This is a genomic window from Streptomyces sp. PA03-5A (assembly GCF_033792725.1).
Lineage (GTDB): Bacteria > Actinomycetota > Actinomycetes > Streptomycetales > Streptomycetaceae > Actinacidiphila.
In genome coordinates this window covers 50688-77376 of sequence record NZ_JARAVL010000010.1, presented here as the reverse complement: position 1 = coordinate 77376, position 26689 = coordinate 50688, and the positions used below count along the sequence as shown (strand labels likewise).

14 protein-coding genes and 1 pseudogene are annotated in these 26689 nt (G+C 73.5%); 8 read left to right on the top strand and 7 right to left on the bottom strand.

Features of this window, described 5'->3' with window-relative positions; all coding sequences use genetic code 11:
* The first annotated feature begins 341 nt into the window (after positions 1–341).
* Both PV410_RS14555 and PV410_RS14550 read left to right on the top strand, forming a co-directional pair.
* Entirely contained in the window at positions 342–3368 is a 3027-nt protein-coding gene (locus tag PV410_RS14555; RefSeq protein ID WP_500324601.1) for a glycosyl hydrolase, read from the top strand.
* 96 nt (positions 3369–3464) lie between these two features.
* Positions 3465–4112 carry a LysE family translocator gene (locus PV410_RS14550; RefSeq protein WP_500324599.1) on the top strand — a complete coding sequence of 216 codons (648 nt, stop codon included), beginning with the start codon at positions 3465–3467 and terminating at the stop codon, positions 4110–4112.
* A gap of 20 nt (positions 4113–4132) precedes the next feature.
* Here the strand turns inward: PV410_RS14550 and PV410_RS14545 are convergent, their stop codons facing one another.
* Positions 4133–4600: a hypothetical protein gene (locus PV410_RS14545; protein ID WP_500324597.1), complete on the bottom strand. Its 468-nt coding sequence runs from the start codon at positions 4598–4600 to the stop codon at positions 4133–4135.
* Positions 4601–4719: 119 nt separating this feature from the next.
* Here PV410_RS14545 and PV410_RS14540 point away from each other — a divergent pair, with 119 nt between their 5' ends.
* Entirely contained in the window at positions 4720–5097 is a 378-nt protein-coding gene (locus PV410_RS14540) for a VOC family protein (protein WP_500324596.1), read from the top strand.
* Positions 5098–5303: 206 nt separating this feature from the next.
* The gene (gene fxlM, locus PV410_RS14535; RefSeq protein ID WP_500324594.1) at positions 5304–7604 is read left to right on the top strand and encodes a methyltransferase, FxLD system; all 2301 of its coding nucleotides are present in this window, start codon (positions 5304–5306) and stop codon (positions 7602–7604) included.
* A gap of 9 nt (positions 7605–7613) precedes the next feature.
* On the opposite strand, the gene PV410_RS14530 is transcribed toward fxlM, so the two are convergent.
* The 3 genes and pseudogenes from PV410_RS14530 to PV410_RS14520 all read right to left on the bottom strand — a co-directional run.
* Positions 7614–8540, bottom strand: a complete 927-nt coding sequence (locus PV410_RS14530) for an aminoglycoside phosphotransferase family protein (RefSeq protein WP_500324593.1) — start codon at positions 8538–8540, stop codon at positions 7614–7616.
* Between the two features lie 114 nt (positions 8541–8654).
* The gene (locus PV410_RS14525; protein ID WP_500324591.1) at positions 8655–10922 is read right to left on the bottom strand and encodes a M4 family metallopeptidase; all 2268 of its coding nucleotides are present in this window, start codon (positions 10920–10922) and stop codon (positions 8655–8657) included.
* Positions 10923–11188: 266 nt separating this feature from the next.
* Positions 11189–12546: pseudogene (locus PV410_RS14520) on the bottom strand (FAD-binding dehydrogenase); the annotation flags it as partial.
* Between the two features lie 115 nt (positions 12547–12661).
* Between PV410_RS14520 and PV410_RS14515 the strand changes: the two are divergent.
* Positions 12662–16402, top strand: a complete 3741-nt coding sequence (locus PV410_RS14515) for a S8 family serine peptidase (RefSeq protein WP_500324589.1) — start codon at positions 12662–12664, stop codon at positions 16400–16402.
* 132 nt (positions 16403–16534) lie between these two features.
* Here PV410_RS14515 and PV410_RS14510 read toward each other — a convergent pair whose 3' ends face one another.
* Positions 16535–17095, bottom strand: coding sequence for an NAD(P)H-dependent oxidoreductase (locus tag PV410_RS14510; protein ID WP_500324587.1), 561 nt, complete (start codon positions 17093–17095; stop codon positions 16535–16537).
* Positions 17096–17201: 106 nt separating this feature from the next.
* Here PV410_RS14510 and PV410_RS14505 point away from each other — a divergent pair, with 106 nt between their 5' ends.
* The gene (locus PV410_RS14505) at positions 17202–17852 is read left to right on the top strand and encodes a TetR/AcrR family transcriptional regulator (protein WP_500324586.1); all 651 of its coding nucleotides are present in this window, start codon (positions 17202–17204) and stop codon (positions 17850–17852) included.
* Positions 17853–17972: 120 nt separating this feature from the next.
* On the opposite strand, the gene PV410_RS14500 is transcribed toward PV410_RS14505, so the two are convergent.
* Positions 17973–18632 (bottom strand): calcium-binding protein, encoded by a 660-nt coding sequence (locus PV410_RS14500; RefSeq protein ID WP_500324585.1) that lies wholly within the window; start codon positions 18630–18632, stop codon positions 17973–17975.
* 125 nt (positions 18633–18757) lie between these two features.
* Between PV410_RS14500 and PV410_RS14495 the strand changes: the two genes are divergently transcribed.
* Together PV410_RS14495 and PV410_RS14490 are read left to right on the top strand one after the other, a co-directional pair.
* Positions 18758–22525 (top strand): S8 family serine peptidase, encoded by a 3768-nt coding sequence (locus PV410_RS14495; protein ID WP_500324584.1) that lies wholly within the window; start codon positions 18758–18760, stop codon positions 22523–22525.
* Positions 22526–22719: 194 nt separating this feature from the next.
* Positions 22720–23511 carry a hypothetical protein gene (locus tag PV410_RS14490; protein ID WP_500324583.1) on the top strand — a complete coding sequence of 264 codons (792 nt, stop codon included), beginning with the start codon at positions 22720–22722 and terminating at the stop codon, positions 23509–23511.
* A 76-nt stretch (positions 23512–23587) separates the two neighbouring features.
* Here PV410_RS14490 and PV410_RS14485 read toward each other — a convergent pair whose 3' ends face one another.
* Entirely contained in the window at positions 23588–26593 is a 3006-nt protein-coding gene (locus PV410_RS14485) for a S8 family peptidase (RefSeq protein WP_500324581.1), read from the bottom strand.
* Positions 26594–26689: the final 96 nt, after the last annotated feature.

The window sequence follows — 26689 nt, the reverse complement described above, 5'->3', positions numbered from 1 at the left end:
GGCGGATTGCGCCGCACCCTCCCGGCGACCTCGGAACCCATCGCGACCGCGTGCCGCGCGATCCCCGCCTGAAACGTTCTCATCTCACGCCCCGCACCCGCCGCGGAGGTCCGGCGCAGGCCGTCGGCACGCCCGCTCCTGACGGCCGTGCAGGCCTCCCCCATCACACCCGTCGAGGTTCGCGCCCGCCGGGATCTTGCCCCCAACCGGGACCTCGCTGTAGCCTCCGCGAAGATTGAAACGGTTCAATGTACGGCCGATCAGCAGCGCGGTGCATCTCGGCACTGATCACTCCGGGATGAAAGGCACCTCCACCTCTCACTCCGGGGAGCTACGGAACCATGCACGACGACAGCAACCGCCCCGAGGCCGGCGGGGTTTCCCGTCGCAGCCTCCTCATCGCCACCGCCGTCGCGGGAACCACGGCGGCGCTGGCCCCCGCACTGCCCGCTGCCGCCGCCGAGGCGCGGACCGGGACCGGGACCGCGGACGCGGGCGGCGCGGCGGGCGCGTTCGCCGAGCCGGGGAGCGCGGTGCGGCCGAAGTTCCGCTGGTGGTGGCCGGACGGGCTGGTGGACCCCGACGAGATCAGACGCGAGGTCGACCAGATCGCCGACGCCGGGTTCGGCGGCGCCGAGATCGCCGCCGTCCACCACAGCGTGAAGGACACCTCCGTCCTGGACACCGAGCACCACGGCTGGGGCAGCCCCGCCTGGGTCGCCGGCGTCCATGCGGCCTTGGACCAGGCCCGCCGACGGGGCGTCACCATCGACCTCACCATCGGCCCCAGCTGGCCCGCGGCCGTCCCCGGGATCACCCCCGACAGCGACGCCGCGGTGCAGGAACTCGCCCTCGGCGCCGTCACCGTGGCCGCCGGGACGGCCTACTCGGGCCCCGTGCCGGCCCCCGCCGCGGCCCCCGCGTCCGGGGTCACCCGTCAGCGGCTGCTCGGCCTGCTGGCCACCCGGATCGCCCCCGAGAACGCCACCCGCAAGGAGACCGGCCTGGACCGCGCGAGCGTCCAGGACCTGACCGCGCACGTCGCCGACGGCGCTGTGGACTGGACCGCGCCCGGCGGGGGCGACTGGGTGCTCACCGCCTTCTGGCAGCGCGGCACCGGGCAGACCCCCGAGGGCGGTCCGCACACCTCGCCCACCGCGTACGTCGTGGACCACTTCAGCGCGGCCGGCACCGCCGCCGTCACCGGCTTCTGGGAACGGAACCTGCTCACCAAGGAGATCAGGGGCCTCCTCAAGAGCGCCGGCGGCGTCCTGTTCGAGGACTCCCTGGAGATCGAGACCAAGGCGCTGCCCTGGACCCCCGGGCTGCCCGCCGCCTTCGAGAAGCGCAACGGCTACCCGCTGCTGCCCGTCCTGCCCGTCATCGCGATGAGCGGCGGCAACCAGGTCTACGCCTACGACGCCGTCGCGACCCGCCAGATACGGCACGACTTCTGGGACACCGTCAGCGACCTGTACAACACCCACCACCTCACGGCGCTGCGCGACTGGGCGCACTCGCTGGGCCTGGGGATGCGCGCGCAGCCGTACGGCCTGCAGACCGACGCCATCCGGTCCGCCGCGCTGCTGGACATCCCCGAGGGCGAGTCGCTGGGCTTCAAGAACCTCGACGACTACCGCTGCCTGGCCGGCGGCCGGGACATGGCGGGCCACACGGTGCTGTCCTGCGAGGCCGGCGCCTACACCGGCTCCGCGTACAGCACCACGTGGGAGAAGTTCCTGCGCACCATGGGCGGCGCGTACGCGGCCGGCGTCAACCAGACCGTCGTGCACGGCTTCTCGTACGCCACGCTGCCCGGGGTGAAGTGGCCCGGCTACGCGGCCTTCACCCCCTACAACGGCACCGTCGGCTACGGCGAGTCCTGGGGCCCGCGGCACCCGACCTGGCGGCACGTCACCGACGTGTCCGGGTACCTGTCCCGGGTGCACCACGCCATGCAGCGCGGCACCTCCCGGATCGACGTCGCCGTCTTCCGGCAGACCGGCTACACCGCGACGGGGATCGGTGCGTCCTGGTTCACCTCGACGGGCGTGCCGCTCGGCTGGACCCACCAGTTCCTCAGCGGGCCCCTGCTGGACCTGCCGTCGGCGAAGGTCCGCGACGGCCGGCTGGCCCCCGACGGCCCCGCCTACCGGGCGCTGTTCGTCGAGGGCGACTTCTTCTCCGGCTCCGCGGTCACCCTCACCCTCGCGGACGCGCGCCACCTGCTGCGCCTGACACGGGCCGGGCTGCCGGTCGTCCTGCTCGGCGACTGGACGACGGTCACGACGCCCGGCGTGGAGGACGACTCGATCCTGACGCAACTCCGCGCTCTCGTCGTCGAGTTGCTGGCACAGCCGCGGGTCCGGCAGGTCACCGACAAGACGGCGGTGGGCCAGGCCCTCACGGACCTCGGTCTGGTGCCCGACGTGAGCTACGCCGTGCCCTCGACGCTGCTCACGATGCACCGCTTCGACGAGGGCGTCGACTGGTTCTACCTCGTCAACGGCAAGCACGCCGAGACCGTGAAGCCCCCCGTCGCCGCGATCGACCACGCCGTCACGGTCCGCCGCACCCGCTCGGGCGCGGTGCCGTACCTGCTGGACCCGTGGACGGGCGAGGCCCGGCCGCTGGCCCTGTACGCGCAGGACGGCGACCTGTTCACCTTCCGGGTGGCGCTGCAGCCGGCCGAGTCGATGGTCGTGGCCTTCGCACCGCCGGGCCGGTTCCACGGCAAGCCCGGCCGTACCCACGCCGTCACCACGGACGCGGACGACGTGCGTTTCGACGACGGCCGGCTCGTCCTGCGCGCCCGCGCGGCCGGCACCTACACCACGGCGCTGTCGCGCGGGGGTTCGGTCGGCACCGTGGTCGGGGAGGTGCCCGCGCCCCGGGAGCTCACCTCCTGGACCCTGGACGCGGAGGACTGGCGTCCCGGCGTGGACCCTGACCGCACGACCGTCGTCCGGCACCGGATCGCCCTCGACGCCCTGGCGCCGTGGAACGCCATCCCGGAGCTCACGGACGCCGCCGGCATCGGCCGCTACCGCGCCACCGTCGAACTCGACCGGTCCTGGAGCGGCGGCCTCGGCGCCCTGCTCGACCTCGGCGAGGTCACCGACACCTTCCGGGTCAGCGTCAACGGGCGGCCGGCACCGGTCACCAGCCACATCAACCCCGTGGTGGACCTCGGTGGGCTGCTCCGCCGCGGCAGCAACACGATCGAGGTCGAGGTGGCCACGCCGCTGCTCAACCGGCTGCGCGTCAGCGACCCGTCCGTGTACGGCGGTGCCGCCTCGCAGCGCACCGGGCTCGTCGGGCCGGTGCGGCTGGTCCCGTACGCCCAGGCCGTGGTGGGCCGGGACTGACGGGTCCCGGTCCCGTCCCCGGGGTTCCCTGCCGGCCGGCGCACGACCGGCGGGGCCCCCGGGCACCTGGTTCAATGGCCGCGGAGGTGAGGGACCATGGTGTCCACCGACCGGCTGCTCGCGTTCGCGGCGATGTCCCTGCTCGTCATCGTCATCCCCGGGCCCAGCGTGCTCTTCGTCATCGGCCGCGCCCTGGCGCACGGTCGCCGCACCGCTCTCGCGTCGGTGCTGGGCAACTTCATCGGCTCGTACCTCCTGGTGGTGGCCGTGGCGTTCGGCCTGGGCTCGCTGATCGAGCGGTCCCTGACGCTCTACCTGGTGGTGAAACTGGCCGGGGCCGCCTACCTCGTCTTCCTCGGCGTGAAGGCGTTCCGGCACCGCCGGGAGCTCACGGTCGGCGCGATGGGCGGCGGCCCGGAGCGGCCCGTCCGCGGCGACCTGCGGACCGTCGCGGACGGCCTCGCGGTCGGGGTCACCAACCCCAAGGGCATCGTCTTCTTCGCCGCCGTTCTCCCCCAGTTCGTGGACCACTCCGCCGGGTCGCTGCCCGCGCAGATGCTGCTCCTCGGCCTCGTCCCCATCGGCATCGGCCTCGTCAGCGACACCCTGTGGGGCCTGACCGCCTCCGCCGCCCGCGTCTGGCTGGGCCGCTCCGACCGCCGCCTGTCCGCGATCGGCGGCGCCGGCGGGCTGGCGATGATCGGCCTCGGCGTGACGGTGGCCGCGACAGGGCGCGCGGACTGACGGGCCGGTGCCCGGCCCGTTCAGATGTGAGCCCTGATCTGCCGGACGGGGTGGCCGAGCGCTTCACCGACGGCGGCCAGTTCGTCGTCGCCGAACCAGTCACGGCGGGGGTTCCACACGGCGATCTCGAAGCGCGCGAACCCGCACGGCCAGTCGTAGTGCAGTTCGTCCAGCACCGTGGCACCCCCGCAGCACGGGACGTCGACCGACAGCGTCACGAAGCCCTCGTCCCGGTGCGCGTCCAACACGGCCGACCACCAGGCGGTGTCGACGGGGCCACCGCACAACGGGCAGCCGATGGCGACCAGATTGCCGCCGCACTCGACCGGCGTGATGGTGTCGTACCGACTGACCTCGATCTCGATGTCCGCACCGTCGGGATCCCCGGGTTCCAGCGAGGCGACGAGGGCGGCGACACGCTCTGCCGCGTCACGGTCGGGCTGCCATCGGGGGTCGGTCGGTATGACCGACAGGACGTCGTCGCTCACGGCTGTCGCTGCCTGCTTCCGGGCTCACGGGATCCGGTGGGGGAACGCGTGAACGCTATCGGCCGCCCCTGACACAACCACGTTGCCCCGGTCCGGCGCCGTGGACCAGAATCCGCCCCATGACCTCCGCAATGCGCCACATCACGATCGACTGCGCCGACGCCCACCGTCTGGCGAGCTTCTGGTCCCTCGTCCTGGACCGTCCGCTCCACGAGGACGACAAGCCCGGTGACGAGGAGGCGCTGATCGAGGTCGACGGCGGCCCCGGCATCCTCTTCGTGACCGTTCCTGACCCCAAGACCGTCAAGAACCGCGTGCACCTGGACGTCCAGCCGCAGGACCGCACCCGGGACGAGGAGGTCGAGCGCCTCCTCCTGCTCGGCGCGACGCAGGTCGACGACCGGCGCCGCCCCGACGGCACGGGCTGGGTGGTGCTCGCCGACCCGGAGGGCAACGAGTTCTGCGTGGAGCGCAGCGCGGTGGAACGCGCGGGCTGAGCCGGCCGGCGTTTCGGCCATCACCGCCTCGCGCGGAGTGCCGGTGCGCCAAGGGTCGGTGTACGGCACGAACGCCGTGCCCCCGACGTGACAACGCCCCCATGACGGCTGAAAGCGGCCCGGTCGTCGGGCCCCTCCTGTTCGTTGGACCCGGTGGAACGGCCATTGCCCGGCCCGCCCGTCACCCACGCGACAGGAGTGTTCCGTTGGCCTACACGAGCCGGACAGCATGGGACGAGCACTACACCGCGGGGCGGGATTTCCGTGGGCTCACCGCAACGGAACGCGACCTGCTCGCCGAGCACGTTCCGGCCGTGAGCGGGTCGCGCGCGCTGGACGTGGGCTGCGGCACCGGGGAGCTGACCCTGCACCTGGCGGGGCTCGGGTACGCGGTGGACGGCGTCGACTTCACAGAGAGCGCCCTGGAGCGGGCCGCACAGCGTGCGTACGCCTCGGACGGCGTGCGGTGGTTGTGCGGCGACGTCGAGCGCGAGGTCCCCGCCGAGCTGGACGAAGCCGGCTACGACCTCATCACGCTGCGCCTGGTGGTCGCGTTCCTCCGTGATCGTTCCCGCGTACTGCGCCGTCTCGCCGCCCGCCTCCGCACCGGGGGTGCCCTCGTGGTGATCACGCCCCTGGCCGCGAACACCCCGGAGGAGCGGAGGAGCATCGCCCTGGACGAGGACGAGATCGGCGTCCTCGTCGAGGGGTGGGCCTCGGTGGACCGCTTCGACGCCGAGGGGCTCGCCGTGCTCGTGCTGCGCGATCCGCGCCCGGTGTTCACGGCGGTGGAGAAGGCGGGCGAACCGGACGCGGCAGCGGTCGCCGGTGCGTGCGTGGTCGTCACGGACGGCTGCGGCCGCGTGCTCCTGGGGCGTTCCGCCGAGGGCATGTGGGAACTGCCCGGCGGCCGCGTCGAACCGGGCGAGACCTTCCCGGAGACCGCGGTACGGGAACTGGCCGAGGAGACCGGCCTGTCCTGCGGGACGCAGGACGTCCATCTGGTGGCGATCCTCCACGACGACCGCGGCCGCGTCCGCCGCCTCTCCGCCGTCGTCCGGGCCGTCTCCTGGTCCGGCGAACCCACCGTGCGCGAGCCGGACCGCTTCCTGCGGTGGGAGTGGCACGAGCTGCACGCCCTCGCCGCGCTCGGGCCTGTCTTCGCGCCGTCCGCACAGGCCCTCGCCACCGTATGGCCCGGCGTCGTGCCGGACCAGCCGTCCACGACGACCTATGAGACGGCCGGCCGGCAACCCCCGGTCGAGGGCGAACCGGCACCGGCGGCGCGGTTGCGCGAGCGCATGGCCGACGACGTGGTCCGTGGGGGCTGGGCCCCCTCGCCCGCGGTCCAGGAGGCCCTCCGGTCCGTGCCGCGGCACAGGTACGTCCCCGAGAGCCCGCCTGCCACCGCGTACGACCACGATCTCGCCGTCGTCACCCGGCGCACGGCGAGCGGGGAGTCCGTCAGCTCCGTCTCCGCGCCGTGGCTGCAGGCCGACATGCTCGAGAAGATGCGTCTGGAGCCGGGCATGACGGTGTTCGAGGCCGGATCCGCGGGGTACAACGCGGAACTCATCGCCCACGTCGTCGGTCCGGCAGGAAGGGTCGTCACGGTCGACGTCGACCCGTACGTGGTCCGTCGCACCAGGCGCCTCACCGCGGAGGCAGGGAGCGGCCGCGTCACCGTCGTACTCGGCGACGGCGGGCACGGGGCGCCGGGTCACGTCCCGCGGGGCGGTTTCGACGCGAGTGTGATCACCTACCGGACCTGGGACGTCTCCCCCGAGTGGGTCCGTCAGCTCGCCGACGGGCGGTACCTCGTCCTGCCTCTGGAGATCCACGGCTACACCCGCGCCATCGCCCTCCAGAAGGAGGGTGAGGTGCTGCGCTCCCGCGGATGGACGTACTGCGGATTCGTCCGCGACCGCGGGGCCGCGGCACGGACCCTTCCGGTGGTCGACCTTGCCGGCGCCGGGCTGCAGCTGCGCTTCGGGGACGGCACCGTGCCGGACACGGCCGGCGTCGGGGAGACGCTGCGCGGCGGGCGTCATGAGTTGAGGACCGGCGTCACCGTCGCGGCCGAGGAGTCCCTGGAGACGCTTGAGCTGTTCGCGGCCACCACGTTGCCCGGCTTCTGCCGCCTGGTGCGGGGCGGTTCACGGGGTCCAGGGCGCGTGGCCCTTCCCAGGAGCGGGGACGCCGCCGCCGTGGTGGCGGATGGCTCCCTCGCCCATCTCACCCACGCCGAGGTCCCGGGCGGGCCGGAGGCCCGGGGGCGGCGCCTGGAACTCGTCGTCCACGCCTACGGCGCGGCCGGGCCCCTGTCGGCCGAGCGCCTGGTCGTGTGCGTGCGCGCCTGGGACCGGCACGTCCGCGGCACGGGGTATCCGGCCCTGTCCGTCCACCCCGCGGGCACCCCGGACCACGAACTCCCGGCGGGACACGTGATCGACAAGGTCTTCACCCGCCTGGTCCTCCGGTGGCCGGGCGCCGCCGCGGATGCCTGATCCGGCCCCTCACCCCGCCACGGCCGCCCGCGCGAAGTGGTCGTGGTCGTCGAGGACTTCGGTGATGACGTGCCGGTTGACCTCGGCGCGGGCCGGGTCGGTGGTGAGGGTGTCGGCGAGCACGAGCAGTGACTTCCACAGGGCCCAGCCGCGGGCGCGGGCCCAGGTGGCGGGGTCCTGGCGGACCGTGCGGCGGAACGCCTCGCGACCGGAGCCGGAGAACATGGTCCAGGCGATGACCAGGTCGCAGGCGGGGTCGCCGACGCCGGAGGTGCCGAAGTCGATGACGGCGGCGAGTTCGCCGCCGCGGACGAGGAGGTTGCCGGAGGCGATGTCGCCGTGGAACCAGACGGGTCGGCCGTGCCACTCGGCGGCGAGGGCGGCGTCCCAGACGGCGCGGGCGCGGGCGGTGTCGACGTGGCCGTCGAGGAGGGCCAGGCAGCGGCGGGTTTCCTGGTCGTAGTGGGCGGGCGACGCGCCCCGGTACCAGCTGTGCGGGCCGGCGGACGGGCCGCCGGTGGGGTCGCAGCCCTGGAGCGCGAGGAGGAACTCGCCGAGGTCCACGGCGAACCGGGTGAGGTCGGCGATGCGTTCGGGCGCGGCGGTCTCGCCGGGCAGCCAGCCGCGTACGGACCAGGGGAAGGGGTAGCCCTCGCCCGGGGCGCCCATGCCGAGGACGGACGGGGCGGCGACGGGGAGCGAGGGCGCGAGCCGGGGCAGCCACTCGTTCTCCTTGGCCACCGCGGGGACGTAGCCTTCGGCGGTGGGCAGACGGACCGTCATGGCGTGCCCGAGGCGGTAGGTGCGGTTGTCCCAGCCGTCGGCCTCCACCGGGGTGACGGGCAGGTGGCCCCATTGCGGGAACTGCGCCGCGAGCAGGCGCTTGACCAGTGACGCGTCGATTCCGGCGCGGCCGTCGGGCGGGGTCGTGATCATCCCGCGATGATCACCCGTCGTGTCCGCCCGCGGCAACGGGTTATCGGGGACGTGGGGCGCCGGCGGGCCGGGAGGGGGGTGGCCCGGCCCGCCGGCGGAGCGGAGTGTGGTCCGCTACGGGGTGATGGTCCAGTTCTCGATGTAGCCGGTGTCGAGCGCGACGGCGTCGCGGACGCGGAGCTTCCAGGTGCCGTCGATCGTCTCGGCGGAGGCGTCGACCGTGAAGGTCTGGTCGACGTTGTCGGCGGACCCGCCGGTCTGGTTGAGCAACGGGTAGGTGCGGCCGCTGGGCCCGACCAGGTCGACGACGAGGTCGCCGCGCCAGGTGTGGACGATCTTCACGTGGACCTGGGTGACGGCGGAGGCGTGGCCGCCGCGGCCCGTCACGGTGATCGGCGACTCGACGGCGGCCCCGGCGTCGGGGATGTCGACGCGGGTGCTGTTGCCGTAGACGTAGGCGACCGTCCAGGTGAACGCGGTGGAGGCGGTGTCGCCGGTGCTGTCGGTGACGGTGACCGTGACCTCGTGGGTGCCGGTGGAGTCCGGGGTGCCGGAGATCAGGCCGGTGTCCCGGTCGATGCCCACGCCGTCGGGCAGCCCGGTGGCCTCGTACTCCAGGGTGGCGCCGGCGTTGCTGGTGGTCGCCTCGACCTGCAGGGAGACCGTCTGGCCGACGCCGCTGATCTGGTCGCCGGGCGGGATCAGGTCGATGCCGTCGACGATGCGGCGGCCGACGTTGACGGCCGCCCAGGTGTTGGCGACGGTGATGTACGTCGGGCTGTAGGCGCCGAAGAGGTCGGCCGCGGCCTGGAGGGTCGCGGTGCGGGCTCCGGCGTAGTCGGTGGTCGAGGTCATGTACGTGGTCAGTGCCCGGTACCAGATCGCGGCGGCGTTGGCGGCTCCGATGCCGGGGACCGGGACGCCGTCGTAGGTGGGGCTGTCGTAGGCCACGCCGTTGACGGTCTTCGGGCCGCTGCCCTCGGCGAGCAGGTAGAAGAAGTGGTTGGCCGGGCCCGACGAGTAGTGGACGTCGACGCCGCCGAGCGAGGACGACCAGTAGTCGCGCGAGTCGCCGTCCTTGGAGGGCTTGTCCATGTAGCGCAGCGGGGTGCCGTCGCCGTTGATGTCGATCTCTTCGCCGATGAGGTAGTCGGGGGTGTCGGCGGCGAGGTCCGCGTGGAACTCGACCATGGTGCCGAAGATGTCGGAGGTGGCCTCGTTCAGGCCGCCGGACTCACCGCTGTAGTTGAGGTCGGCGGTGGCGCTGGTGACGCCGTGGCTCATCTCGTGCCCGGCCACGTCGATGGCGGTGAGGGGGTGGGTGTTTCCCGAGCCGTCGCCGTAGGTCATGCAGCGGCAGGTGTCACTCCAGTAGGCGTTGACGTAGTTGCTGCCGTAGTGGGTGCGGCTGTAGCGCCCGTCGCCGTCGTTGTAGATGCCGTTGCGGCCGAAGGTGTCCTGGTAGTAGTCCCAGGTGGCGCCGGCGCCGAAGTGGGCGTCCACGCCCGCGGACTGGCGGTTGGCGACGGTGCCATCGCCCCAGACGTCGTCGGCGTCGGTGAAGAGGGTGCCGGTGCCGGAGGAAGTCGTGTTGTTCAGGTCGGTGGTGTAGTGGCCGCCCCGGGTGCCGTCGCGGAGCTCGTAGGCACCGCCGGCCTCGGTGGTGCCGAGGGGGACGGTGCCGACGAAGGCGCCGGTGCCGGTGCCGGTCTTGACGCCTTCGGAGCGGGAGAGCTCCTTGCCCGTGCGGGCGTCGGTGACGACGTGCAGTTCGCTGGGGGTGCCGTCGGCCTGGGTGGCGGTGACGACGGTCTCCCAGGCCAGTGCCGGCCTGCCGGTCGCGGCCCAGACGACGAGCCGCGGCTCCCCGGCCGCGCGGGGCTTTCCGGTCCGTGGCGCGGCGGCGAGGGCCTTCTTCCCGGCGGTGGCCGCCGGGACCGCGGGCCGTATGCCGGGCACGGACAGCGTCGTGTCGTTGGCGCGGTCCTGGGTCAGCCGGTTGCCGTCGCGGTGGACGACGAGGTCGCCGCCGAGCACGGGGAGTCCGGCGTAGGTGCGTTCGTACCGCGTGTGCACGGTGCCGTCGGCGTCCTTGGCGACGTCCTTGACGACGAGTCTTTCCTGCTGCCCGAGGCGCAGCGCCTTGGCGGTCGCGGGCGCCGCGGAGCCGGCCTCGCGGATCAGCGTGGCGCGGGCGGACGGGGACAGGCGCGCGGGGAACGCGCCGGTGTGGGGGGATGCGACGATCGTCGTGCTGCCCCGTCCCTGGCCTGTGGCGAGCGCCGGGCCTGAGGGAAGGGCCGCGCCGAGCAGTGCGGCGGCGGCGGTCAGGGCGACGGCGGTCGCCCTGGCGTGACGGGGCAGGGTGCGTAAGTGGGACAAGGAGTTCTCCTCCTGCGGCGGTCGGCTGACGGTGGCCGTGCGGACCCGCCGGCGGGGTGGGCCGGGCGGGGCGGAGCTCGCAGTGCGGGATGGCGCCGTCCGTGTGCGGGTGCGGACACAGCGTGACATCGGGATCACATCATTGTCATGGCGGCAACAAATCTTGTCCGAAATCGATCAGCGTTCCGCCCGCTCCCCGGACAGCGGCGGGCGCGCGCCCCGGCGGCGGGCCGGTGGCCACCGGCCCGCCGCGGACGGGATGCCCCTCAGGTCGCGGTGGCGGCCGCCGCCGCACGCCCGGCCTGACGGCCGGAGAAGAGGCAGCCGCCGAGGAACGTGCCCTCCAGGGAGCGGTAACCGTGGACGCCGCCACCGCCGAAACCGGCGACCTCACCGGCGGCGTACAAGCCCGGCACCGGCTCCCCCGCCGCGTCCAGGACCCGGCCGGACAGGTCGGTCTGCAGACCCCCGAGCGTCTTGCGGGTGAGGATGTTCAGCCGTACCGCGATCAGCGGTCCCGCGGCCGGGTCCGTGATCTTGTGGCCGTGGCGGTACGGCTGAGGAAGTCGCCCGGGTACGCCAGGGCGTTGCGGATCCCCATCACCTGGGCGTCCTTGGTGTACGGGTTGTCGATCTCGCGGTCGCGGGCGTCGATCTGCCGCTTGAGGTCGGCCAGGTCGATGAGGACCTGCCCGGTCAGCCTGTTCATCCCGGCGACGAGCCCGGACAGGGAGGAGGAGACCACGAAGTCGACGCCGTTCTTCTTGAACCGCTCGATGGGCTCCGGGGTCTGCCACAGGCGGGAGAGGGTGAGGGGGATGTCCTTGTTGGTGAGGTCCGGGTTCTGCTCCGAGCCGGAGAGGGCGAACTCCTTCGCCAGGATCTTCTGCGTGGTCACGAACCAGGAGTAGTCGTACCCGGTGCCCGTGATCGTCCTGATCGTGCCGAGGGTGTCGTACCCGGGCAGGTCCGGGGCGGAGAACCGCCTGCCGGTGGCGTCCAGCCACAGCGAGGAGGGACCGGGGAGGATGCGGATGCCGTGCTTGGCCCAGATCGGGGCGTAGTTCTGCAGACCTTCGGTGTAGTGCCACATGCGGTCCGGGTTGACGATCCGCCCGCCGGCCCGCTCGGTGATGGCGAGCATCCGGCCGTCCACGTGCTCGGGCACCCCGGAGATCATGTTCTTCGGCGGTGCGCCGAGCCGGGCCGGCCAATTCTGGCGCACCAGGTCGTGATTGGCGCCGATGCCGCCCGAGGTCACGATCACGACCGGGGCGCGCAGCTCGAAGTCGCCGACGACGGTGCGCGAACTGCGGGTGCCGCGAGGGGCGTTGCTCGGTTCCAGGATGGCTCCGCGGACCCCGGTGACGACGCCGGCGGTGCGCACGACCTCGTCGACGCGGTGCCGGAACCTGAAGCTCACCAGCCCCCTGGCGACCGCGGCGCGTACGCGCTTCTCGAAGGGCTCGACGACGGCCGGGCCGGTCCCCCAGGTACGCCTCGGCGCCCGCCGGGCTCGCAACGGTGCGCCGCGCCATCGGTCCGGTCGGCAACTTCCGCACGTGGGGACGGGTTTGACGATCCCAAACCCGTACGGTCGCGCTGCGGACGTGGGAAAGATCACCTCGCACGCCCTGCCCCCGTCCCCGGGTTTGGGGCCAGGATGCGACCGCCCCCACCGGGGCAGTCCGAACCGTCGTCGGGCCGACCCCGGCCCCACGGAACAGCCAGGGGATCCCTTGAGACCATCACCCAGACGCTGGGGCGTGCTCGCCGCCACCGGCGCCGCCCTCCTGTCGATGGCGCAACCCGCCGCCCTGTCCGCCGCCCAGGCGGCCCAGGCCGCCTCGCCCGGGAGCGCCGGCTCCGACGCCCCGGCCGCGCGGGGCAACGTGCCCGCGGGCGTCCACACGGTCACCCTGATCACGGGTGACATCGTTATCACCCGGCAGTCCGGTACCGCCGGAGGCACCGTCGAGGTGCGCGGCGCGGGCGGGTCCCAGAGCCGCGCGCACATCATGGAGTCCCGCGGGGACCTCTACGTCTATCCGGAATCCGCCCTCCCCTACGTGGCGGCGGGCACCCTGGACCGGCGCCTGTTCAACATCAGCAAGCTCGTCGCGGACGGCTACGACGACGCGCACCTCGACCAGCTGCCGCTCATCGTCTCCTACGGCACCGCCGCCGGCCTGCGCTCCACGACGCCGCGCGGTGCCACCCGGGTCAGGGACCTCAGCAGCGTCCAGGGTGCCGCCCTCACCGAGGACAGGGACCGGTCCGCCGACTTCTGGCAGGCCGTCACCTCCGCGCCCGGTGCCGGATCGCGCGCCGCCAAGACCACCTCCGGCGACACCCCCGCCTTCGGCTCCGGCATCGCCCGCATCTGGCTCGACGGCAAGGTCGAGGCCGATCTCGCCGACACCACCGCCCAGATCGGCGCCCCGCAGGCGTGGTCGGCCGGCGACACCGGCAAGGGTGTCGACGTCGCCGTCCTCGACACCGGTGTCGACACCGGGCACCCGGACCTGTCCGGCCGGATCGCCGCCACCCGGACCTTCGTCCCGGACGAGGACGTGACGGACCGCAACGGGCACGGCACCCATGTCGCGTCCACCATCGCCGGCACCGGGGCCGCCTCGGGCGGCCAGGAGAGGGGCGTCGCCCCCGGCGCGGACCTCCACGTGGGCAAGGTGCTGGCCGACTCGGGCTCCGGCCAGGACTCCTGGGTGCTGGCCGGTATGGAATGGGCCGCGGTGGACCAGGACGCGGACGTCGTGAGCATGAGCCTGGGCTCCGACACCCCGTCCGACGGCACGGACCCCCTCAGTGCGGCGGTCGACCGCCTGAGCGCGCAGACCGGAGCGCTGTTCGTCATCGCCGCGGGCAACATGGGTACGCCCGGCAGTATCGGCGGGCCGGGAGCGGCGGACGCCGCCCTGACGGTGGGAGCCGTCGACTCCTCCGACGACGTCGCCTGGTTCTCCAGCCAGGGTCCGCGCGTCGGCGACGGCGGTCTCAAGCCGGAGATCACCGCGCCCGGCGTCGACGTCCTGGCGGCCCGCTCGCAGTACGCGCCGGAGGGTGAGGGCAGCTACCAGACGCTCAGCGGCACCTCCATGGCCACCCCGCACGTCGCGGGCGCCGCGGCCCTGCTCGCGGCCGCGCGCCCGGGGCTCACCGGCTCCCAGCTGAAGGACCTGCTGGTGAGCAGCTCGAAGCAGACCCCGCAGTACGACGCGTTCCAGGCGGGCAGCGGGCGGGTGGACGTGCCCTCGGCGCTCGGCGCCGAGGTGTTCGCCTCGGCGACCGCGTTCACCGGCCAGGCCGAGGCCGGTGGCGGTGCCGCCGCGGTCGCACGCCCGGTCACGTACACCAACACCGGGGGTTCCCCGGTGACGCTCGCCCTGTCCGTCCAGGTCCCGAACGCCCCCGCGGGGCTGTTCGCGCTGTCCGCGTCCCGGGTCGTCGTGCCGGCGCACGGCACCGCCGAGGTCACCGTCACCATCAACGGTTCGAAGGGGACCGGAAACGGCCGCTGGTCAGGTCAGGTCGTCGCGGCCGACACGGCGGGGAGGACGGTCACCCACACGGCGGTGTCGCTGGGCGACGCCGCCCACAGGCTGACGATGGTCCTCAAGGACGGCGAGGGCAAGCCCATGTCCGGGGTCGTCGAGGTGCTGCGCTCCGGCGACTTCGACCCGGCGTTCTACCTCGTCGACCAGACCGGGCGGCTGGAGACCTGGCTCCCGGACGACGTCTACTCCGTACTGTCCTTCAAGGACGTGCGCGGCGTGCACGGTCCCCACTCGATGGGCATGGCACTGCTCGGCGACCCCGAGGTCGTCATGGACCGCGACCGCACGGTGACGCTGGACGCGACGAAGCTCCAGCGGGTCGACATGACGACACCACAGCCGACCGAGGTGACCTACCAGCGCCTGGAGTACAACCGCGCGATGGGCGGCGGCAGCTGGCGCGACTACATGGAGACCCAGACCAGCTACGACAGCCTCTGGGCCCAGCCCACCACGCACGAGGTCACCCACGGCGACTTCCACCTCGGCGCCCGCTGGCGCAAGGAGCAGCCGGCGCTGTCCGTCACCGCCGGGAACGACGCGTTCACCGACGTCCTGCGGCAGGAGGACGTCACCGCGCTCGCCCAGGGCCACTACGCGTTCCCCCTGGTGGCCGCCGGTGACGGCGCGAGCGCGGACTACGCCGGGCTCGACGCGCGCGGCAAGGCGGTGGTCGTGCGCCGGGGCGGCACCGTGGGCGACGCCGAACAGGCCGCTGCGGCGGTCGCGGCGGGCGCCAGGCTCCTGCTCGTCGTGAACGACCAGCCGGGACGCCAGCTGCGGAGCTACACCGACGACCCCTTCACGCCCGCCCGGATCGACGTGGCGCTGCTGAGCACCGACGAGGGCGAACGGCTCCTGCGCCGCGCGTCGGCACGGGGCGCCGTGCTGAAGGTGGGCTCGCAGCCGGTCAGCCCGTACGTCTACGACCTCATGTGGACGTGGCACAACGAGATCCCCGGCCACCTCGTCGTCAAGGGCGGCACGAAGAACCTGGCCCGGGTCGACGTCACCTTCGACAGCCCCGACCCGGCCCAGGGCGGCGGCGAGTTCCGCTTCGACTGGCCCGTGTACTCCAACTGGGGCATCGGCCTGACGATGCGGGAGCCGGTGAACTCGCGGCGGGTCGACTGGGTCTCCACCGGACCGGGCTACTCCTGGGGCCAGGAGGCCTACGTCGACGGTCTGCTGTACGAGGTCGAACCGCGCACCACGTACCGGGCGGGCAGCCGGCACAGCCAGGAGTGGTTCAAGCCCGTCGAGCGGCCGTACCTCAACGACAATTACAAGCTGCCCACCCGCAGCGGCAGTTGGCTGGCCTTCGACATCCCCGCATGGGGTGGCGCGGACCACGTCGGCATGTCGATGGACTACCAGCGCACACGGCAGACGCTCACGCTCTACCAGGGCGGCACGCGCCTGGGCCAGAGCACGACCAACACCAGCATGGGGGGCACCGCCCCCGGTACGGGCCGGCTGCCCTACCGCCTGGTGCTGGACGCGAGCCGTGACGCCTCGGTGAGCCCCTACTCCGGCACCACGCACACCGAGTGGGAGTTCACGTCCAAGGCCCCGGCGGGCGACGACGCGGCGGTGCTGCCACTGCCTCAGATCGACTACGGCATCGCCACCGACGCGGACGGCAGGGCCGCCCGGAACGACGCGCTGTCCGTCACGGCCGCCCACCTCCCGGGCGCCGTCGGCGCGGGCTCCCTCTCGGACGTCTCCCTCGAGGTGTCCTACGACGACGGGCGTACCTGGCGGAAGACCGCCTGCGGGCACGACGGCCGCTTCAAGCTGTCGGCCCCGAAGCAGGCCCGGTTCGTCTCGCTCCGGGCGCGTGCGCACGACTCCGCGGGCAACGCGGTCACCCAGACCGTGATCCGGGCCTTCGGCCTCCGCTGACGCGGGGCGCCGGATCCCATCGGTGCGGGCGGGCCTCCTCACGGCCCGCCCGCACCGCCGTGCACGGGGCCGGATCGGAAGACGCCAGGACCCCGCGGGCGACGGCCCGCGGGGTCCCGGCGTGGAGGGGGCTCAGGCGGCGACGCCGGCACCGGCCTGGGAGAGCTGCTCGATGACCTGGGTCAGACCCTCGACGACCTCGGAGTCGTCCGCCGGGTGCGTCTGCGCGAAGCGGGTCACGGACCCGGGGATGGAGAGCTTGGCGTCCGTGAGGACGGAGGCGCCGGCGATGCCGGCCGCCTTGCGGGCCTCGTCCTGGGCCCACACGCCGCCGTACTGGCCGTAAGCGGTGCCGACCACGGCGACCGGCTTGCCGGACAGGGCACCGGCACCGTGCGGGCGGGACAGCCAGTCGATGGCGTTCTTGAGGACGGCCGGGATGGTGCCGTTGTACTCGGGCGAGAACAGCAGGAACGCGTCGACGGCGCCGGCGGTGGCGCGCAGACGGGCGGCGGCCTCGGGCACCGCGCCCTCGACGTCGAGGTCCTCGTTGTAGAAGGGGACCTCCGCCAGACCCTCGTAGAGCGTGATCTCGACGCCCTCGGGCGCGTGCTTGACGGCGGCCTCGGCGAGCTGGCGGTTGTGCGAACCGGCGCGGAGGCTGCCGACGAGGGCGAGGATGCGGACGGACATGGGCGAACTCCCTGCTAGGAACTGAAAGCGGACCGTGGTCCGGTTACATGTTGTACCAGTCAAACGGACCGCGGTCCACTTCTATTCCCACCGCTACGCTGTGGCCATGACCGAGCCGCACCGCGCCGCCCTCCCCGTGCGCGACGCCTCCGCCGGACCTGCCGGCCTCACCCTCACACCGGCGGGCGAGCCACCACGGCTGCGCGCCGACGCCGCACGGAACCGCAGGCGCCTGCTGGAGGTGGCGGCCGAACTCGCCGCCGAGCACGGAGCGGCGAACGTGACCATGGAGGCCGTCGCCGCCGCGGCCGAGGTCGGCAAAGGGACGGTCTTCCGGCGTTTCGGCGACCGCACGGGGCTGATGCTCGCGCTGATCGACCACATCGAGCAGCAGATCCAGGCGGCCTTCCTCACCGGTCCGCCGCCCCTGGGACCGGACGCCCCGCCGCTGGAGCGGCTGCGCGCCTTCGGTCCCGCCGTGATGCGCCACGAGCACGCCCATCGCGACCTGTACCTCGCCGCGCGCCGGGAGCAGAGCCGCCGCTTCAACCCGTCGTACCAGCTCAGGCTCACGCACCTGACCCTGCTGCTCCGGCAGGCGGGCGCCCCCGGCGACGTCGAACTGACCGGGCACACGCTGCAGGCCTACCTCGACACCGTGCTCGTGGAGTACCTGCTCACGGCCCGGGGCATGCCCATCGAGCGGCTGGACGCCGGCTGGCACGACCTCGTCGACCGCCTCGGCACACCGCGGTAGCGCCGTCGCCGGACGTCAGCCGGGCCGCGGTGCGACGCCCGGGCCGGTCGGCCCCGTCGAGCCGCCGTCGGCTCCGCGCGGACGTCCGGCCCGCCGCCGTGACGGCGGGCCGGTGAGCGGTCAGGGATTGCAGCCGGGACCGGTGGCCGGGTTGACGCAGGCGTCGGTGCCGGGTCCGCCGTTGTTGGTGTTGGTGCCGGGACCGCCGGAGAGGGCGTCGTTGCCGGCGTCACCGAAGAGGGCGTCGTCGCCGTCACCGCCGGTCAGGGCGTCGTTTCCGTCACCGCCTTCGATGCGGTCGTTGCCGGCCCCGCCGGTCAGCGTGTCGTTGCCGGCCACGCCGCAGATCAGGTCGTCACCGCCGCGGCCGTCCACGACGTCGTTGCCGCCCAGGGCGAAGATCACGTCGTTGCCGGGGGTGCCGAAGATGACGTTGGCACTGTTGGTCCCGGTGATGGTCGGGGTGACGGTGGCGCACGTCGCCGCGGAGACCGTCAACGTGAAGGCCTGCTGCGCCGTTTGCGCGGGGGCCGTCTCGGAGGCGGTCACCGTGAAGGTGAACGCCCCGGCGGTGGTGGGGGTCCCGGCGATCTGCCCCGTGCCGGGGTTCAGGGTGAGGCCCGGAGGCAGCGAGCCCGAGGTCACCGGAACGGGGCGTCCACGGATCACGGTCCCGAGATCGGCCGCCATGAACCGTGCCACGTCGACAAGGAGTTCGTGGCACGCGTCGACGGCGTTCGCCACCGTGCCCTTCGCGGCGACGGCGGCCGGGGTTCTCACCCTGTCGTGATCCCGACAGCGGGCGGAAAGACGCCGCTGTTCCACTCTCGTTTCCCGGCCCGTTGAATCGTTTAACTCGCTAGCATGCGGCGGACATTGGATGGATCTAACGTGAAGGATCCCCTGTGAGACCGCTCTTCCCGGGCCGAACCGGCCTGCCGATCGTCGCGGGTGTCGCGGCAATGCTGATGGCGATCCCACCGGCGTCTGCCAGTGACCACGCCACCCCCTCCTCCTCGACGGACAACGTGGTCGTGACCGGCCGGGCCCACTCGGGCTCCAGCCCGCGCACCGTCACCCTCATCACCGGCGACCGGGTCACCGTCACGCCGGGCGGCGACGGCCGTGCCTCCGTCACCGTGCAGGGCCCCGGCGGCCACCGCGCGGACGCCCGCATCACCACGCAGAACGGCGACACCTACGTCTACCCGTTCGCCGCCGAGCGGTACGTGGCGGCCGGACTGCTCGACACCGACCTCTTCAACGTCACGCGGCTCATCGCCGACGGTTACGACGACGACCGGTCCAAGGGCCTGCCCGTCATCCTGACCTACTCCTCCGACGCCCGGCGCAAGCTCGCGGCGCCGTCCCTCCCCGACGGGGCCACCGGCGCACGCGCGCTGACCAGCATCGACAGCACCGCCACCACCCAGGACCACGACCAGGCGGCGGAGTTCTGGGCCGACCTGACCGGCCGGGCCACCCCGCAGGCGGGCGCGAAGGCGGCGGCGAGCGGCCCCGCCCTGTCCGGCGGCGTACGCAAGGTGTGGCTCGACGGCAAGGTCAAGGCCGACCTCGCCGACAGCGTCGCCCAGATCGGCGCCCCCGAGGTGTGGGCCGGGGGCGACACGGGCCAGGGCGTGGACGTCGCCGTCCTCGACACCGGTTACGACACCGGCCACCCCGACCTCGACGGCGTCGTCGCCGACTCCCGCAGCTTCGTGCCCGGCGAGGACGTCGACGACCACCACGGCCACGGCACCCACGTGGCGTCCACCATCGCGGGCAACGGCGCCGCGTCCGGCGGCAAGGAGAAGGGCGTCGCCCCCGGCGTGCGGCTGCACGTGGGCAAGGTCCTCAGCAACGCGGGCAGCGGTTCCGACTCCTGGATCATCAGCGGCATGGAGTGGGCCGCCCGCGAGGCCAAGGCCCGCGTGGTCAGCATGAGCCTCGGCAGCGACCAGCCCACCGACGGCACCGACCCGATGAGCCAGGCGGTCAACGAACTCAGCGCCGAGACGGGCGCGTTGTTCACCATAGCCGCCGGCAACGCCGGCCCGTACGAGGGCACCGTGGCCGCGCCCGGCGCCGCCGACGCCGCGCTCACCGTCGGCGCCGTCGACTCCTCCGACGCCATCGCCGACTTCTCCAGTCGCGGCCCCCGTTTCCGGGACGACGCAATGAAGCCGGAGATCACCGCCCCCGGTGTCGACATCCTGGCGGCCCGCTCCCAGTGGGCGCCCTTCGGGACCGGCTCGTACGCCACCCTCAGCGGCACCTCGATGGCCACCCCGCACGTCGCGGGCGTCGCCGCCCTGGTGGCGGCGGAGCACCCGGACTGGAACGGGGCCCGGATCAAGGACGCCCTGGTCTCCACGTCCGTCGCGACCCCGGACATCCCCGCGGACTCGGGCGGCAACGGACGCGTGGACGCGGTGGCCGCCACCGGCGCCACGCTCGTGGCCACCGCCACGGCCGACGCCGGCATCCACCCCCCGGGCGGGGCGTCCGGCGGGACCGTGACCCGTACCGTGGAGTGGGCCAACTCCGCTGACACCGCGGTCACCGTGACCCCGCGCGTGGACGCGCCGGGGGCACCCGAGGGCCTGTTCACCGTGACGGACCGTCAGCTCACCGTGCCCGCCCACGGCACCGCCTCCACCACCGTGACCACCACGCTCGACAAGGCCCCCGCGGGATCCCGCTTCACCGGGCACGTGGAGGGCGTCGTCGACGGCAAGACCGCCACGCGCACCCTGCTCGCGGTCAGCACCCGGGACGAGTACCACCACCTGCGCGTGCACGTCACCGACCGCGCCGGCGACCCGCTGGTCGGCCTGGTGATGTACCAGCGCAAGGGCGACGAGTTCGCGCAGGCCCTCTACACCGACCTCGACGGCGTGCTGGACACCGTCGTCCCGCCGGGCACGTACACCGTCTGGACCTGGGGCGCCGTCCGCGGCGTCCACGGCGAGTCCTCCTTCGGCCGGGCGCTGCTGGCCCGCACCGGCGTCGTGGTGGCGGACGCCGACACCGATGCGACGCTGGACGGGACGAAGCTGCGCAGGACCCAGGTCGTCACGCCGAAGACGTCCACGGACAGCGACATCCGCATGGACTTCAGCCAGTCCTTCAAGGACGGCTCCCCGGCGATCACCGACACCGCGACCGTCGGCGACGGCTTCGACAGCGTGTGGGCGCTGCCCATGCCGAAGGCCTCCGGGGGCGACCTGGCGTACACGGTGCGCTGGCGCATGCAGCAGCCGCTGCTGGCCCTGTCCTCCGGCGACCAGGTCTTCGACGACCTGTGGCTCCAGCCCGGTTCCGGGCGCCCGGCCGAGGGCGCCAAGACCCTGCCCGCCGTGTTCGCGGGCAACGGCACGGCGGCGGAGTACGCGGCCGCCGACGCCAAGGGCAAGGTGGCGGTGGTCCGCTTCGTGGCGGACGACGACGACCGGGTCGCCGCCGCGGCGGCCGACGACCAGTTCACCGCCGCGCAGAAGGCCGGCGTCGCGCTGCTCGTCGTGGTGAACGACCAGAACGGCCGGCTGCGGGAGCCCGTCCGCCGCACCGACCTGGTCATCGCGGGCGTCTCCCGGACCGAGGGCGAGACCCTGATCGGCCGTATCCAGGACAGCCGTACCGGCTCGGTGCCGATGCGCGTCGTCGGCCACGCCGAGACGGACTACCTGTACGACCTGGTGCACACCTGGCACGGCACGATCCCGCAGACGCAGACCTACGCGCCCGCCGAGCACCGACTGGCCAGGGTCGACGTCGGCTTCCGCAACGAACCCGGCACGGAGGTCGACGAGTTCCGCTACGACATCCAGCCCTACCTCGGGGTCAAGGTCGGCGGCACCCGGCTGTCGACGGCGGGCGCCGAGCGCACCGACTGGGTCACCCCGGCCGGTGAGGCGACCTGGATGGAGGAGGCCGCCAACGGCATCCGCTCCATCCAGTTCTCCGGACTGGTCGACTACCCGGCGGGACGCACCACCGACGTCCAGTGGTTCGGCCCCGTCGAGCACCCGCGCCTCAACGAGAGCCAGTGGCTGCCCCGGCGCAGCGGTGACGCGCTCGACGTGACCATCCCGGCCTGGGGCGACGGCGGCCGCGACCACGCGGGTGTGGTCGGGCCGGGCACCACCTCCCAGGTGAACGAGCTCTACCGGGGCGGCGATCTGGTCACCCGCACCGAGGGCGGCTGGCTGGGCGGGGACGTCCCGGCGGCCTCGGGCCGGTACCGGCTGGTGACGTCCACCGAGCGGACGGAGGGGTACCCGTACTCCACCGCGACCCGCACCGAGTGGGGCTTCACCTCCGCGACGCCGCGCACGGACGACCCGCAGGTGCTCCCGCTGCTGCAGCTCGACTACGGGATCCGCACCGACGCGGCCGGCGCCGCGCGACGCGACGCCGAGCTCACGGTCAGCGCTTCCCCGCTGCCGGGTGCGTCGGCCGGGCGGGTCAGCACCGACGCGGTGGAGGTCTCGTACGACGACGGCCGGACGTGGCACAAGCTCGCGCTGCGCGGCGCGGACGACGGCGCCGCCCGGGTCCGTCTGGACGCGCCGCGGCGGGCCGAGTTCCTGTCGCTGCGCGTGCGTGCCTCGGACAAGCGGGGCGACACGGTGACGCAGACGGTGATCCGGGCGACCGGTCTGGCCTGATCCGCGTCCGCACGAAGCGCGGCCGGTCCCTCCGCACGGAGGGGCCGGCCGCGTCGCCGTTGCCCCGGAGCCCCCCTCGTTGCCCTGACCCGGCAGGCCGGCGCGTCCGACGCTGCCGGCTGCGGGCCTGGGCGGCCTTCGGCACGACATGATCGGATGGGCGCGCGGGGGTCGCACGGGGGTGGGGAGACACAGTGGGATCGGCGGAACAGAAGTCACCAGCCGCGATATGGCTGCTGATCGCCGTGACGGCGCTGGCCGTCGGGGTGGCGATGGTCTTCCTGACGCGCGGTGCGCTGGTGCGGGAGCGGGAGTTCCGTGCGGCGCCGCCGTGCGCGTCCGCACCCGTCAAGGTGTCGGACTGCCGGTGGGAGCAACAGTTCACCGTGCGGTCGGTGGACACGCACAGCGGCAAGCGGGAGTCGCCCGAGGCGGAGTTGTCGCTGCCGTCCGGCAAGCCGTGGCACCTGACCTTCCGTTGGCCCGGTCCCGTGCTGTCGCAGTTGGAGCCGGGCGACAAGGTCGTCGGCCTGATCTGGCGGGGGCAGGTCGTCGGGGTACGGAATGCCGCGGGGACGTGGCAGGAGACGAGCGACGGGCCTCTGGAGTGGCCCGAGGACCGCCTCGGCGGCGCGCTCGCCGGCCTCTCGTTCGGCCTGGTGGGGCTCGTCGGGGCGCTGTGGTCGCTGTTCGCGCCGGGGCCGCGTCACGCGAACGCGGCGAAGGCCGTGCGGTGGCACGGCGTCGCCATGGGCGTCACGGCGATCGTGACGCTGTGGGTGCAGGCGGCCAACGACTGGCCGATGTGGTCGATCCCGGCGATCTGGGGACCGCTGGCGCTGGCGCTGCTGGCCTCCGCGGTGGCCTTCGCCGTGGCGGGGCTCCGCGGCGGACTCCACGACGACGCCCCCTCCGCCGCTCGCTCGCGCCGGAAGCCGAAGGGCCTGCCGGGCGGGCCCTTCGGGCCGGGGGCCGTACGTCCTTGATCCGGCCGCCCGGAACGGACCGGTGCCGGCCGGCCCCCTCGTGACGAGGGGGCCGGCGCCGTCGCGTGCGGTCCCGTCAGCCGATGGTGACGAGGGTTCCCGCCGCGTTGGGGTAGCCGATGTAACCGGTGGCGGGACGGTCGGCGGGGACGCCCTTCCACGAGGCGGTCAGCGTCAGCGGGACGCCGGGCTTCGTGGCGAGGTGCTCCGGGGTCACCGTGAAGGTGCCGGCCGTCGTCGGGCTGTCCGGGCCGATCAGGTTGGCCTGGAAGGAGAAGGGGATCTCCGTCAGCTCCGGCTGGCTGCCCAGCGTCACGACGATGGCCAGGTAGGTGCCCGCCTTCATGCTCGGCAGGCTCACCACCGGCCTGGTCTGGTCGAGCGCCAGGTCCCCCACGACGTAAGGCGTCTGGCCGTCGCCCGGGTCGTACGCGAGCAGCAGGGACAGCTTGGCCTCGGGATGGTCCGGGGTCACGAAGAACTGCCCGGCCTGGGTGCCCTCAGGCACCGTGAACGTGAAGTCCTGCTCGGGCTTGTCCGTGGACACCGTGTTGTGGACCGGGGTGGCCGCGACGGGTCCGCGCGGGGTCACCGGGAGGGACGTCGTGCCGGGGGTCACCTGGAAGGAGACGCTGCCGCTGCCGGCGGGACCCGTCACCTGCGCCGGGGCCAGCAGGCTCCACGGGGTGAGGACGACCGGGCTGCGCACGGCGGTGCGGCCGTGCCGCCAGGTGAGGTCGCCGGTCACCGTCTCGCCGGACCTTCCCGTCGTCAGCTGGAAGGTGACGGTGAAGGTGGCCTTCTGCCCGGCCTTGCGGAAGTGCAGCACGGACGGGTGCACGGTGGCCTTGACCCCGGGCACCGAGACGGAGGCCCGGTACGTACCCGGGTCCACGGCGGTGACGGTCCGGGTCACCGTCTGGGAGCCGACCATCTGACCGACGGCGATCGTCGGGTAGTTGAGGTCGCTGGGGTCGACGGCCCTCACACCGCTGCCGGTGTCGACACCGAGCCCCTCCAGGTAGGCGAGCCAGTCCTTCTCCGTGGAGTCGTAGACCAGGCCCGGCTCGAACATGCCGGCCGGCCGCACCTCACCGGCGCCCTGCGCGAACAGGTCGGTGTTCTTCGCGCCGGTCGCCGTCTTCGTGTCGACGGCGGTCGTCATCATGGCGGACTTCACCGCCATCGGGGACCACGTGGGGTGCTCGGCGAGGTAGAGCGCCGCGAGGCCGGCGATGTGCGGGGTCGCCATCGAGGTGCCGGTCATGAAGTCGTAGTCGTGGCCGAAGTTGGAGGCGGGCGCCACGGCCGCGAGGATGCCGACGCCCGGGGCGGCGATGTCGGGCTTGAGCAGGTCGCCGTTGTTCGTGGTCGACGGCCCGCGCGAGGAGAACGGCGCGATCTGCGGGTACGGCTGGCCGGTCGTGCCGCCCGGGAGCAGGCTCACCTCGGCCCCGGTGGTGGCGGCGTACGCCCGGACGTCGGTGGCACCGGGGGTGTTGAGGTGCACCGTGGGCACCGCGTGCAGGTCGCCGTCGGTGTCGAGGTCGCTGACGTTGACCAGGACCATGCCGACGCCGCCGGCCCGCTGCACCTCGTGGGACTTGTCGACGCGCGGGTTGACCCCCCGGTCGCAGACCACGATCGCGCCGGCGGCCTTCGCCGGGTCGAGGGTGCCGTCCTGGCACAGGGCGGCGTCGGTCGTCGAGGCACCGGGGTTCTTCACCTTCTCGGCCAGTACGAGGGGCTTCGGGCCGAGCGGGGAGTCCACGGTGGTGCTTCCGCCGACGTAGGTGTCGCCGTTGCCGAGGCGCACGGTGGCCTCGTAGGGCGCCAGGGTGCTCGCGGCCACCGTGGTCGTCCACGGGGCGACGTTGTCGGCGGAGGAGACCTCGGGACCGGAGTTGCCGGCCGCGGTGGCGACGAAGACGCCCGCGGCCGCGGCGGTGCGGAAGGCCGCCTGGACCGGGGAGTCCGGCGCGGTCTCGACGATCGAGCCCGCGGAGTAGTTGAGGACGTCGACGCCGTCGGCGACCGCCTGGTCGACGGCCGCGACGATGTCGGAGGTCATGCCGCCGCTGTCGCCGGCCGCCTTGCCGGTCCAGAACGCCTTGTAGACGGCGATCGTGGCGGCCGGCGCGACGCCGGAGACCTCGCCGAGCCGGCGCCCCTCGACCGTGACGTCGACGCCGCTGTTGCCCGCCGCGGTGGACGCGGTGTGCGTGCCGTGGCCCTCGCCGTCCCGTGCGGAGACGTAGTCCGCGCGGCGCTCCGGTGGCACGCGGGCCAGCCATGCGTCGCCGAACCAACGGGCGCTGATCAGCTTGCCGTTGCAGGCACCGACGGTGAACTCCTCCCCGGCCTGGCAGGTTCCGGTGAAGGTGCCGCCGTCCGCCTTCCGCATGACAACCTTGTCGCCCTTGCGGTAGGGGCGGTACGGGTCCTTGGCGGTGGGCCGCGCGGTGCCCAGCGGTGCGGCCGTGAAGGAGCGGCTCTCGGGCCAGATGCCGGTGTCGATGTCGCCGACGACGACACCGCGGCCGGCCTTCTTGGCGCCACCGAGGGCGGACCACAGCCCGTGCCGCCCGGTGAGCCCGAGGAAGTCCTGGGAGTTGCGGTCGTCGGAGACCTTGTTGAGGGTGTCGGGCGCGACCGACAGCACGCCGGGGGCCTTGGAGAGTTCCGCCACCTGCGCGGCGGACAGATCGGCGGTGAACCCGTTGGTGACCACCGCGTACTGGCGCTTGATCCTCGCGCCCACCGAGGCGGCCGTGGCGCGCTGGGCCTCGGTGAGGTGCGCGCGGTAGCGCACGGCGTCCGCGTCGGCCAGGTCGACCTTGGCGCCCGGCGCCGGGGCGGTGCCGGGTATGCCGTCGACTCCGCCCCGGTAGGCCGCGATCGGCCGGTCGGCGAGGGTGACGATGTAGCGGCCGGCGGCGAGGTGGCCCGCCACGGGGACCGGCCTGGGACCGGCGGCGGGAGCGGTGGGAGCGGCCTGGGAGGGCACGGCGGACGAAAGGGCCAGTGCGACGGCGGTGGCCGCCACCAGGGCGGCCGGTCTGGTGCGTGACTTCGAGGTCACTTTCGGTCCTCCAGAGGGAAGAGGCCAGGGACATCACTGCGCGTCCGGGCGCGGCGGGGTGCACGGGGCCGATGCGGGACCGCCGCTCCGCGGTAC